This window comes from Enterococcus sp. C57 (assembly GCF_040887305.1).
GTDB classification, from domain to species: domain Bacteria; phylum Bacillota; class Bacilli; order Lactobacillales; family Enterococcaceae; genus Enterococcus_B; species Enterococcus_B hirae.
Genome location: NZ_JBFOFP010000012.1, coordinates 63,865 through 75,673 on the forward strand (window position 1 = coordinate 63,865; position 11,809 = coordinate 75,673).

Genomic DNA, 11,809 nt, shown 5'->3' on the forward strand with positions numbered 1-11,809 from the left:
TGCTATACTCTTAGCAAAGAGGTGAGTAAAATGGAGCTAACACAGACAGAGTTCACTTTATGTCCTAAATTTGAAAAGACCTTTTCGATTTTAGGTAAAAAATGGAATGGGCTGATTATTGATGTATTGCTTGAAAATGGTCCGCAACGCTTTGTTGATCTCGCAGCTAAAATACCTATGGTGAGTGATCGGGTTTTAGTTGAACGATTAAAAGAACTTGAAAAAGAAAAAATCATCGCCAGAAACTTCTCATGTAAAGAGTCCAGCCGTTCAGAATATATGTTAACTGAAAAAGGAGCGGATCTTCAAAAGGCCATTGTTCAGTTACAGGTTTGGAGTGAAAAATGGGTGACAGAAGAAGAATGCAGTTGATTTTGGAAGTGAAATCTTGTAAACTGGCATTAGATGAATAGCTAAAGAACGTTGACGAAAAAGAGTAGTTTGGCTAAACCAGTCCAGGGAGATCTGTCATAGACTGTAAGCAGATCCTGAGTTTGAAAAATGAAGTTCACTTTCTGAGTTCGTCTGATTTATTCAGACCGGCAAATGTCGTTAAAAAAGTAAGTGTACGGTTTTGACCGTAAATTAGGATGGTAACGCGAAGACCTCGTTCCTTTGTAGGAATGAGGTCTTTTTTGTATTTGAATTTGAAGGAGGAAATAGGGAATGTCTCTACAAGCCCAATTAGAAAGCTTGAAAGAAGCCACAATCGTTAAAATAGCGACAGCACGCGATTTAAAAGAATTAAATCAAATTCGTGTAGAAACTTTAGGAAAAAAAGGACCAATCACCGAAGTTTTACGGGGAATGAAGGATCTAAGTCCTGAAGAACGTCCGAAAGTTGGTAGTTTTGCCAATGAGATTCGTGATCTGTTGACAGCAGAAATTGAACGTAAAAAGCAAGCGTTAGAAGAGGCGGCACTTGCAACAGCTTTAAGCAAAGAAACAATTGATGTGACCTTGCCAGGACGTCAAGTCAAACAAGGAAACCGCCACATCTTGACACAAATCATGGAAGAAATCGAAGACATCTTTGTCGGAATGGGCTACCAAATTGTTGAAGGGTATGAGGTGGAGTCTGATCATTATAATTTTGAGCGAATGAACTTACCAAAAGACCACCCAGCTCGTGATATGCAAGATACTTTTTATATTTCAGAAGAGATCTTGATTCGTACGCATACCTCACCAGTACAAGCACGTACGATGGAAAAACATGACTTTTCAAAAGGTGCACTTCGAATGATCTCACCTGGGAAAGTATTCCGTCGTGATACAGATGATGCTACTCATAGTCACCAATTCCATCAAATCGAAGGATTAGTGATCGATGAAAATATTACGATGGGTGACTTAAAAGGCACTTTAGAAGTCGTAATGAAAAAGATGTTTGGTGAAGAACGTGAGATTCGACTACGTCCTAGTTATTTCCCATTTACTGAACCTTCTGTTGAAGTGGATGTCAGCTGTTTCAAATGTGGTGGCGCTGGCTGTAATGTCTGCAAGCACACCGGTTGGATTGAAATCTTAGGAGCTGGGATGGTTCATCCAAATGTATTGAAAATGTCAGGTATCGATCCGGAAAAATACTCTGGTTTTGCTTTTGGCCTTGGCCCAGATCGAGTAGCAATGCTACGTTACGGTGTCAATGATATTCGTAATTTCTATCAAAATGACTTGCGTTTCTTAAGTCAGTTCAAAGGGGAGTAAAAAGCATGTTAGTTTCTTATAAATGGTTAAATAAATATCTTGATTTGTCAGCAGTTACGCCAAAAGAACTATCTGATAAAATGTCAGTGACTGGGATCGAAGTGGAAGGAATCACGGTTCCTGAAGAAGGCTTAAAAAAAATCGTAGTCGGCGAAGTCAAGGAATGCGTACCACATCCTGATTCCGATCATTTATCGATTTGCCAAGTGGATATCGGTGAAGAAGAACTTTCACAGATCGTTTGTGGCGCACCTAACGTGAAGGCAGGGATCAAAGTCATCGTTGCTTTACCTAATTCACGGATCGCAGGGAATGTAAAAATCAAAAAAGGGAAAATGCGTGGTCAAGTTTCTAATGGGATGATTTGTGCCTTACAAGAAATTGGCTATCCAGATAGTGTTGTTCCCAAAGAATATGCTGAAGGAATCTACTATCTTCCACAAGAGGCAGTCAACGGAGAGCCCGTCTTTTCTTATTTAGACATGGACGATTCAATTATCGAGTTATCGATTACACCGAATCGCGCAGATGCTTTATCTATGCGAGGAGTAGCATATGAAGTGGGGGCGATTTATCGTCAAACACCTCATTTTGCAGAGGAAGAATTAGTAGAAGCAGCACGTCCGGCAAAAGACAAAATCAAGGTGAAAGTCGAAGATCCAGAAGCTGTGCCTGCTTATCAAATTCGAATCATTGAGGGCGTAAAAATCCAATCTAGTCCACAATGGTTACAAAATATCTTGATGAATGAAGGGATTCGACCAATCAACAACGTAGTAGATATCACAAACTATATCTTACTGTTGTTTGGACAACCATTACATGCGTTTGATTATGATCGGCTAGGATCACAAGAAATCGTCGTCCGTCAGGCAAAAGCAACAGAAAAAATCGTTACGTTAGATGGCGAAACACGTGAGTTAACACCCGAAAATCTCGTGATCACTAATGGAGAACAACCAGTCGCTTTAGCAGGTGTGATGGGCGGCTTGGATTCTGAAATCACTGAGACAACGACTACGGTTGCTCTAGAAGCAGCTTTGTTTGATCCAATTTCGATCCGTCGAACAGCGAAACAATTCAATTTAAGAAGTGAATCTTCTGCTCGTTTTGAAAAAGGAATCAATCAAGCAACAGTTGCTGAAGCGTGTGACGTTGCTGCTGCAATGATCGTTTCGTTAGCAGGCGGTGAGGTTCTTCAAGGTGCGGTTGCTGGTTCGACTTATCAAGTAGAAGACGTAACAGTAACGATCACTCTCTCACGAATCAATCATTATCTAGGAACTGACTTAACAGTGAAGGAAGTAAATGAGATTTTTGAAGCACTTGGCTTTGGCTATCAAAGTGAAGGGGAAACGTTCACCGTTACTGTTCCTCCTCGTCGCTGGGATATCAAGATTGAAGCGGATATTATTGAAGAAGTCGCTCGTATCTATGGTTATGATCGCTTGCCTTCCACATTACCAAGTGGAGAGACTGTTGCAGGAAGTTTGACCCAAGAGCAAGCAACAACACGCAAGATCCGTACATTACTTGAAGATAGTGGTTTACATGAAGCCATCAGCTATGCTTTGACAACGGAAGAAAAATCTCGTCAATTTACAATCAAAGATTCCTTAGTTACACGTCTTGATTGGCCAATGAGCGAAGACCGTTCTGTCTTACGAATGAACTTGATCAGTGGGTTACTGGATAATGTGAACTATAACGTAGCTAGAAAAAATAGTGATGTCGCTTTTTATGAAGTTGGAAGAGTCTTCTATCAAGAAAACGATCCATTGACTCATTTGCCGCAGGAAGTGAAACATGTTGCTCTTGCATTGACAGGTACTTGGCAAGATAAAAGTTGGCAAACTCAAGCAGAAGTAGTTGACTTCTATACGATCAAAGGTCTTTTAGAAAACTTGTTTGAACAATTAGGAATAGCAACAGAAATTTCTTATCAAGCAACTGATAGTTTGAAAGACATGCATCCAGGAAGAACAGCGGAAATCTATTTAGGTGAAACAGTGATTGGATTTGTTGGACAGGTTCATCCGAATACAGCTAAAGAATACGATGTTCCAGAAACCTATGTTGCAGAATTTGACTTGAGCTCAGTGATCGAAGCTGCTCAAAAAGGGATGACTTTCCATGCGGTGACAAAATTCCCTTCCGTTTCTCGGGACATTGCGATGTTAGTTGCAGAAACAGTAACCAATCAAGAAATCGTAACGGTTATCCAGTCTGCTGCAGGTAAGTTCTTAACAGACATCCAACTGTTTGATGTGTATCAAGGAAAAAATATCGAGGAAGGACATAAGTCAATGGCTTACAGTCTGACATTCGAGAATCCTGAAGCAACAATGACAGATGAAGAAATTAACCGATCAATGACTAAGATCGAAAAAGCACTAAGTGAAACAGTTGGTGCAAATATTCGTTAAACTGTAAAAAAAGACGCCCTCACAAAGAATGAGGACGTCTTTTTTATTCATTAACAAGCCAATCAGTTAAAATAATTGATTCCCATTGCAGTTTTGACTTCTGCTAGAGTTTGAGCAGCGACTTTCGCAGCAGCGTCACTACCGTCTCTTAGGATCGCCATCACAGCGGCTGGATCTTTCGCTAATTCTTCTCTTCTAGCACGAATTGGAGCAAACTCTTCTTCCAAAACATCAATCAAATAGCGTTTGATTTTTACATCACCTAGACCACCACGACGATAATGAGCTTTCATTTCTTCAATCGCGTTTTTGTCTTTTCCAAACACATCAAGATAAGTGAATACCATATTGCCTTCGACTTGACCTGGATCTTCCACGTGGATGTGATTTGGGTCTGTGTACATACTCATTACTTTTTTCTTGACCACATCAGCAGGATCAGAAATATAGATGCCATTACCCAATGACTTGCTCATTTTTCCATTCCCATCGATGCCAGGCAAACGGCCCATTCCTTTTGGCGGGAAAACGCCTTTTGGTTCCACTAAGACGTCGCCATACGTGTGGTTGAAACTTTGAACTATTTCTTGCGTTTGTTCAAGCATTGGTTTTTGATCTTCACCAACAGGAACTAAATTCGCTTTGAAAGCTGTGATATCAGCAGCTTGCGATACAGGGTAAATAAAGAATCCAGTTGGGACACCTTCACCAAATTTTTTCTGTTCGATTTCTGTTTTAACTGTAGGATTACGACGGACACGCCCAACGCTGACTAGGTTTAAATAGTACATAGTCAATTCAGCTAATTCTGGGATTTGCGATTGGATAAAAAGCGTTGATTTCGTAGGATCTAATCCAACAGCTAAATAGTCTAAAGCAACTTCAAGTACATTTGAAGAAACCTTCTCAGGATTTTTAGCGTTATCGGTTAGGGCTTGCATATCTGCAATCATTACAAAAAGTTGATTGTTTTCATCTTTTTGCATTTCTACCCGTGTTTTGAGTGATCCTACATAATGCCCTAAATGTAACTTGCCAGTCGGGCGATCACCTGTTAGAATAATATTTTTCAAAAAAAACACCTCTTTACGATTTGTAAGACTAAGCACTTAATATCTTACCGTTTTTTGGAGGAAGAAACAACCGTTCTAAATCAAAAGACGAACAAAATGCAGAAAAATAGCAGATGTAAGAAGCAAAGGAGAAAAATAACGAAAGAAAGTTTCAAAGAAACTTTACAAAATACGTAAGTTTCAGATATAATATGTTCTATTATATATCTTTAAATGTTTTCTTACTAAATAATAATGGGAGTGTAATGATATGGCAATGATTAAATTTGATAACGTGGAAAAATACTACGGCAAATTCCATGCTTTGAAAAACATAAACCTCGAGTTTGAGAAAGGGGAAGTCGTCGTTGTCATTGGTCCTTCAGGTTCAGGTAAAAGTACAATGTTACGATGTATCAATGGATTAGAAACGATTTCTTCTGGAAGATTGTTAATCAATGATATCGACCTTCAGGACAAAAAAACAAAATTGACCGAAGTCAGAAAAAATGTTGGAATGGTTTTTCAGCATTTTAATCTATATCCTAATAAAACCGTTTTAGAAAACATTACACTTGCACCGATTAAAGTATTAAAGCAAGATCAAGCAAGTGCAGTGAAAAACGCGGAAAAATTCTTAGAAAAAGTCAACATGCTCGACAAAAAAGATTCTTATCCATCTATGTTATCTGGAGGACAACAACAGCGTGTGGCAATTGCCAGAGGTTTGGCGATGAATCCGGAAATGCTGTTATTTGACGAGCCTACATCTGCTTTAGATCCGGAAATGATCGGGGATGTACTTGATGTGATGAAAAAATTAGCTCGTGATGGGATGTCAATGATCGTCGTGACCCATGAAATGGGATTTGCAAAAGAAGTAGCAGATCGGGTTATTTTCATGGCGGATGGCCAAGTATTAGAAGATAGCCGCAATGTAAAAGACTTCTTTGAGAACCCTAAAGAACCTCGGGCACAACAATTTATTAGTAAAGTAATCAATCATTGATAGGAGGAATAAAATGCGTAAGAAAACAATGATTCGTTTGCTTTTCCTTTTGGGTCTGGTCTTTTTGATATTAGCAGGCTGCAAAGGAAAAAGTGTCGCTGAAGAAAATATTCTGGAACGAAGTAAGCAAAACAACACCATAACGTGGGGTGTAAAATACGATACTCGCTTATTTGGGATGATGGATATCAAAAGTAGTACGGTTCAAGGATTTGATATCGATATCGCTAAAGCGATTACGCAAGAGATTCTTGGAAAAGATGGGAAAGCAGAATTTGTGGAAGTTACCTCTAAAACACGGATTCCTCTATTAAAAAATGGAAATATTGATGCGATTATTGCGACAATGACCATTACAGATGAACGAAAAAAGCAAGTTGATTTTTCTGATGTTTATTTTGATGCCGGACAATCTTTATTAGTCAAAAAAGGAAGCCCGATTAAAAGCGTAGATGACTTAAATGCTGAAACAACTGTGCTCGCAGTCAAAGGATCAACTTCTGCAGTAAATATCCGAGAACATGCTCCAGACGCAAAAATTCTTGAACTAGAAAACTATGCCGAAGCGTTTACTGCTTTACAATCAGGACAAGGAGATGCTATGACGACCGATAATGCCATTTTGTTGGGAATGGCTGACGAGAACCCTGACTATACTTTAGCAGGTGGGACGTTTACCAATGAACCTTATGGAATTGCGATCAATAAAGGACAAACAGAATTTTTGGATGCCGTAAATCAAGCGTTAAAAGAACTCATTGCTAACGGCACATATGATCAGATTTACCAAAAATGGTTCCCAGATACCACCCAAGGAAAAGTGAATTAAGGAGGGGAAAGAATGGCTGAGTTGCTGCAAACATATGGATCAACCTTCTTAGAAGGGTTTAAAATCACTATCTATTCAAGTGTGTTAGCTTTATTATTTAGTTTGATTATTGGAACACTGATGGCAATTTTTCAATTGTCAACGAACAAAGTGATCAGTGGACTAGCTAAAGCGTACGTGGAATTTTTTCGAAATATCCCGTTGTTGATTATTGTGATGTTCTTTTATGTCGTCCTTCCGATCTATTGGATTAGTTTCGATGGCTTTCAAGCAGGGACGATCGGTTTGACGATCTATACTTCGGCATTTATTGCAGAAACCGTTCGTTCAGGAATTCAAACAGTGCCAAAAGGGCAAACAGAAGCGGGTTTATCAGCTGGTTTGACCTATGCGCAAACGATGCGGTTTATTATTTTGCCGCAGGCTTTCAAGATCGTCGTACCACCATTAGGAAACCAATTCATTAATCTAGTCAAAAATTCATCGATTTTAGCTATCGTTGCTGGGTTAGATTTAATGTATCAAGGGGACTTAATTGCCAGTGAAACTTTCAACACTTTTGATACCTATATCATCGTGGGTCTTTTTTACTTAGTAATTACATTACCTTTGTCTTACTTGATGACATATTTAGAGAAAAAATGGGCAGTTCGTTCATAGGAAGGGGAGAACAAAATGGATTTTAGTGGTGCTTTTTCATGGATGAATATCCGCTTCTTATTAGAAGGATTAAAAGTGACTGTGGAGGTTTCATTATTTTCAATCATCTTTAGTTTTTTGATTGGCGGGATTTGTGGTGTGGTTCGTTTTGCTAATATACCTTATTTTTCAAAAATACTAGGAATACTAATTGATATTATCAGAAATCTTCCATTGCTATTGATCATTTTCTTTACGTATTTTGCCTTACCACAAATCGGTATCCAAATGAATATTTTTTGGTCAGCCGTAGCAGCATTGACGATTTTTGAATCGGCTATGTTATCAGAAATTTTTCGAGCAGGGTTGAATGCCGTTCCTAAAGGACAAATGGAGGCTGGTCTTTCCACAGGATTGTCTTATGTAGAAACGATGAGAATTGTCGTTTTACCCCAAGCATTTAAATCAATGATCCCAGCAATCGTGAGTCAGCTGATTTCATTGATCAAGGATACATCATTAGCAGTGATCATTTCCTTACCTGAATTGACTCACCAAGCACGAATTGTTTACGGCCAAAATACCAATTATGTATTGCCAATGTTTGTGGCAATGACATTGATGTATTTTGCTGTCTGCTATGCTTTATCCTTACTTTCTTCCTATTTAGAAAAAAGAAAGTACAGCTATTAGTCAAAAACTTAGCATGCTCGTTGTTCAATGAAAATTGTTCAGCGAGTATTTTTATTTGATTCGTCAATGTAAAACTTAGATCGTTTTTCTCTTCAACGATATTGTGAGAGAAAGTAGTCTTAGACAAAGATCAGCTTAAAAACATAGCTTACAGTTTTGTTCGTTCAGGTCATTTAAAAATATGGACTGTCTTGACAGTAGGAAGTATACTAAGTGTCGTTAGGTAAACGTATTGAAATGAGAGGATGCCTAACAGAGTATGTGGTAACTATAATGGATAGAGAAAGAGATGTTGTTAGATGGAAGAGATTATGAATGCTTTTCAAGCAAACCCGATATTTTCTACGGGATGTATTATTTTTATCATAGGTGTGTTAATTTTTTGTTTTGGAAGAAAATTATTTTTCGTTCGTTGGCTATTGGGAGATACCAGTATGTTCGGACAACTATTTTGGGGACTGATTTTATCAGGTATCGGACTAGCAATCATTGTCTATTATCGAATGTAATTGACTAATTGTATACGAATGATCCATTGCTTGCGACAAACAGGAAATGGTAAAAAGAAAGAAGTTTCTGTAAGATTTTCTAGAAATTTAGTACATTTTTTGTGTAAGAGTTCGTTTATTTAGGAAAATGTCAAAAATGAATGAACAAATTGGTCGGTTAGAAAACCAGCTGTTCTGAACGACTGCTAAAGCAAAAAAGGGGAGCTTGCGTGAAGTAGAAGTACGATGTTCTAGTGGTCGATAGATCATTCAATCAACGATTTGTGACAAACAGAAGTGGCTAAATTAAGAATCTTCAATTTTAATCTAGTATAGGCAGTCATCATCCATTCTCTATAAGTGGGTGATGACTGCTTTTTGACAGAATGGTTATCGGATATTAACTCGAAAACCAACATGTTTAGTGATAGAGATATCAGATGCCAAAAAATTCTTTCTGCAGAAATAAAAGTTACTTAGCTACTCCTTTTTTCTGATAGTTTAACAAGGTAGTATATAACTTTTAAAGGAGAGAATAACATGTCAAATGATAAACAAAAAATAGCAGTAATACGGACAGGAAGTCAATATGCTATTGCTCTTCAACTAATCAAGGATCATAAGCTTGTGAGGGGAGAAGCTAATAGTTCGGAAAAGTTAGCAACTTTAGGTAAAATTCTTTCTAACTATAAGAGAGATTCTGCAGAAAGGATTATCTTTTATCTTCCGCTTCTTCCAGAAGAGAAAAAACTGTTACGACAAAGGAACATCCAAATGAATAGTGATGATAGAATAGTAGTGGATGATAAAAATAAAACCTTTTATATTAACTACCTTAATCAAAGGTATGATTTAAGCAAAGAAGCAGTTTTGTCGAAAGAAACAAAACATGCACTAATTCAAGACCTTGATAAATTCTATTTCGATTCTTTGGACCTTAATAGGTTTACTTCCTTTATTTATGATTTAGATGTGATCGCTAGAAGAGATGTTCAGACACTCTTAAAGAAGCAAACGCCCAAGATAGAAAAATCAATAAAAAAGGCTAGAGAAGATATGGCGGTTGATCAAGTGAAAGAAAGATTTAAGATGAACAGACACTATACTGAAATTCCTCCAACACTAATGGTGAAATTTCAAGACGAGTTGAAAAAATCTGAATACATAAGTAAAAAGAGGCAAAAAATAGAAATTGAGAAATTAAAAAATGAATATAAGTCTCCAAGTAAACCAAATGAAAGACAAGAATATTTCAAGATGAGTGTAAGAGAATTTTTTGAAAAAGGAAGCTCAGAATAAAGAAGTCTTACGAAAAAAAGAATTGAGCAATTAAAAACATCTGTACTACCAAAGTCACAGGCATATCTAAACAAAAAGGATCAATTTCAAAGATAGTGATCAATAAACTCTAAAAATAATTACATAATAAATGAGTGTGGGATATTGATCTGATTAATATCCCACTTTTTATGGCTAAATTAAAACTGGGATTAAAAAATCAATGAAATATTATGAAAGGAATTGTTATGTATAGGAATACTAAAATATAATTTCATGATGCATAATTCTTTGAAAATACTATTCTTGACCTTGTATTCTCAGAAATTAAAAGTAATAACCTAGAATTTTAATCAATTAAATGGTATTAAATTGCATAATTTTCTTTTCTTGGAAATAAAAGTTTTCTTATGTATTCTTTTTTCTGATAAATTGATGAAGCAGTACATAAAATTTTAAAGGAGAGAATAACATGCCAAACATGGAACAGAAAAAAGAAACAAATCAAAAAATTGCAAATAATGAAAGCAAACGACCTCGAAATACTTTCTATAATCATGCTACTATAGCTTTTCAACTAATCGAAGAGTGTAAACTTGAGGAGGGTGAACCTGTTAGTTCGGAAACATTAGCAGCAATAGGTGAATTTCTTTCTGAACTTAAAGATGATGTAGCAGAAGGGGTCATCCAACGACTTCCACTTCATCCAGATGAGAGCAAACTCATACAACCAAACAACCGAATAGAGACCCAAAATACAATAGAAGTAACTAGCCAAAATAAAACTTTTTATATTGACTACCTTAAGACAAGGCATAAGATTCACTCAGATACACGTTTGCCGAAGGAAACAAAAGATGCACTAATTGGAGACCTTAATAAATTTAAGTTTAATCCCTTGACTCCTGATACGTGTATAGCATTTATTCATGATCTAAAAATAATCGCTGAACAGGACGCTAAGGAACTTATAGGAAATCAAACGTCAAGAGTGGAAAAATTAATTGAAGAAAGAAAAGAAAATGAAGCGGTTAAGCAAGCGATAGCACGTTTTATGAAGGATAGACACTTTACTAAACTTAACCCAACCATATTGGAGCTATTCATAGATGAGTTGGAGGATAGACCAATAATAAGCCGAGAGAGGCGAGAAAAAGAAATTGAGAAGTTTAAGAGTGAATATAACTATGATGAAAAAGAATATTTTAAGGTAAAAGCAACAGATCAAGTTTCATTAAGTGAAAGACTAAATAATTCAGATTTAAAACCAAAAACTCTACTAAATCAAAATGTACAACAAAAGACTCCACCACCGATTCCACCAAAACCAAAAGTATCTGTTCAAAGTAATTCAATAAATGCTACGGCACAGGATAAGCTAGTATCCATGTTGGCTGAATCAACAAAAAGACATTATCAACTTTCAAAGAATCAACCGACAGCTCCAGAAAAACTACATACAATAGCAAATGAAGTGGTGAATTTAGACCTTAATATAGACCAGAAACAAGAGCTTATAAGTACGCTTCCTATGTCAAAAGCAGATAGAGACAAACTTCGGAATATATTCCAAAGTAATGCAATAAATGATAAGGCAGTATCCCTGATGATTAAAACAATAAAAAACGATTATCAACTTTCAAAGAGTCAATTTACAGCTCCAAAGGTTTTACATGAAATAGCCG

The 11,809-nt window shown here is 36.8% G+C and carries 11 protein-coding genes; 10 read left to right on the forward strand and 1 reads right to left on the reverse strand.

The features are described from left to right. Positions 1 to 30: 30 nt before the first annotated feature. From AB5M32_RS12960 to pheT, 3 genes are all read left to right on the forward strand, one after another. Positions 31 to 372: a helix-turn-helix domain-containing protein gene (locus tag AB5M32_RS12960; RefSeq protein ID WP_010719304.1), complete on the forward strand. Its 342-nt coding sequence runs from the start codon at positions 31 to 33 to the stop codon at positions 370 to 372. A gap of 294 nt (positions 373 to 666) precedes the next feature. Continuing rightward, entirely contained in the window at positions 667 to 1,710 is a 1,044-nt protein-coding gene (gene pheS / locus AB5M32_RS12965; RefSeq protein ID WP_010719303.1) for a phenylalanine--tRNA ligase subunit alpha, read from the forward strand. Between the two features lie 5 nt (positions 1,711 to 1,715). Beyond that, positions 1,716 to 4,136, forward strand: a complete 2,421-nt coding sequence (gene pheT, locus AB5M32_RS12970) for a phenylalanine--tRNA ligase subunit beta (RefSeq protein WP_178286327.1) — start codon at positions 1,716 to 1,718, stop codon at positions 4,134 to 4,136. Positions 4,137 to 4,198: 62 nt separating this feature from the next. On the opposite strand, the gene trpS is transcribed toward pheT, so the two are convergent. After that, positions 4,199 to 5,209 carry a tryptophan--tRNA ligase gene (trpS, locus tag AB5M32_RS12975; RefSeq protein ID WP_178286325.1) on the reverse strand — a complete coding sequence of 337 codons (1,011 nt, stop codon included), beginning with the start codon at positions 5,207 to 5,209 and terminating at the stop codon, positions 4,199 to 4,201. Between the two features lie 250 nt (positions 5,210 to 5,459). Here trpS and AB5M32_RS12980 point away from each other — a divergent pair, with 250 nt between their 5' ends. From AB5M32_RS12980 to AB5M32_RS13010, 7 genes are all read left to right on the forward strand, one after another. Further along, positions 5,460 to 6,197, forward strand: coding sequence for an amino acid ABC transporter ATP-binding protein (locus AB5M32_RS12980; protein WP_010719300.1), 738 nt, complete (start codon positions 5,460 to 5,462; stop codon positions 6,195 to 6,197). Positions 6,198 to 6,210: 13 nt separating this feature from the next. Next, positions 6,211 to 7,026 carry a transporter substrate-binding domain-containing protein gene (locus AB5M32_RS12985; RefSeq protein WP_010719299.1) on the forward strand — a complete coding sequence of 272 codons (816 nt, stop codon included), beginning with the start codon at positions 6,211 to 6,213 and terminating at the stop codon, positions 7,024 to 7,026. Between the two features lie 12 nt (positions 7,027 to 7,038). Continuing rightward, positions 7,039 to 7,686: an amino acid ABC transporter permease gene (locus AB5M32_RS12990; protein WP_010719298.1), complete on the forward strand. Its 648-nt coding sequence runs from the start codon at positions 7,039 to 7,041 to the stop codon at positions 7,684 to 7,686. A 15-nt stretch (positions 7,687 to 7,701) separates the two neighbouring features. Further along, the gene (locus AB5M32_RS12995; RefSeq protein WP_010719297.1) at positions 7,702 to 8,358 is read left to right on the forward strand and encodes an amino acid ABC transporter permease; all 657 of its coding nucleotides are present in this window, start codon (positions 7,702 to 7,704) and stop codon (positions 8,356 to 8,358) included. A gap of 299 nt (positions 8,359 to 8,657) precedes the next feature. Continuing rightward, positions 8,658 to 8,867, forward strand: a complete 210-nt coding sequence (locus tag AB5M32_RS13000; RefSeq protein WP_063627051.1) for a hypothetical protein — start codon at positions 8,658 to 8,660, stop codon at positions 8,865 to 8,867. A 519-nt stretch (positions 8,868 to 9,386) separates the two neighbouring features. After that, a complete protein-coding gene (locus AB5M32_RS13005; RefSeq protein ID WP_256736418.1) occupies positions 9,387 to 10,145 on the forward strand; it encodes a hypothetical protein in 759 nt (252 codons plus the stop codon). Between the two features lie 451 nt (positions 10,146 to 10,596). Next, the coding region (locus tag AB5M32_RS13010; protein ID WP_368024504.1) for a hypothetical protein at positions 10,597 to 11,809 on the forward strand (1,213 nt) is incomplete at its 3' end.

Coding starts and splice junctions, on each gene's coding strand:
- AB5M32_RS12960 (WP_010719304.1), top strand. CDS start 31: ATGGAGCTAACACAGACAGAGTTCACTTTATGTCCTAAATTTGAAAAG.
- pheS (WP_010719303.1), top strand. CDS start 667: ATGTCTCTACAAGCCCAATTAGAAAGCTTGAAAGAAGCCACAATCGTT.
- pheT (WP_178286327.1), top strand. CDS start 1,716: ATGTTAGTTTCTTATAAATGGTTAAATAAATATCTTGATTTGTCAGCA.
- AB5M32_RS12980 (WP_010719300.1), top strand. CDS start 5,460: ATGGCAATGATTAAATTTGATAACGTGGAAAAATACTACGGCAAATTC.
- AB5M32_RS12985 (WP_010719299.1), top strand. CDS start 6,211: ATGCGTAAGAAAACAATGATTCGTTTGCTTTTCCTTTTGGGTCTGGTC.
- AB5M32_RS12990 (WP_010719298.1), top strand. CDS start 7,039: ATGGCTGAGTTGCTGCAAACATATGGATCAACCTTCTTAGAAGGGTTT.
- AB5M32_RS12995 (WP_010719297.1), top strand. CDS start 7,702: ATGGATTTTAGTGGTGCTTTTTCATGGATGAATATCCGCTTCTTATTA.
- AB5M32_RS13000 (WP_063627051.1), top strand. CDS start 8,658: ATGGAAGAGATTATGAATGCTTTTCAAGCAAACCCGATATTTTCTACG.
- AB5M32_RS13005 (WP_256736418.1), top strand. CDS start 9,387: ATGTCAAATGATAAACAAAAAATAGCAGTAATACGGACAGGAAGTCAA.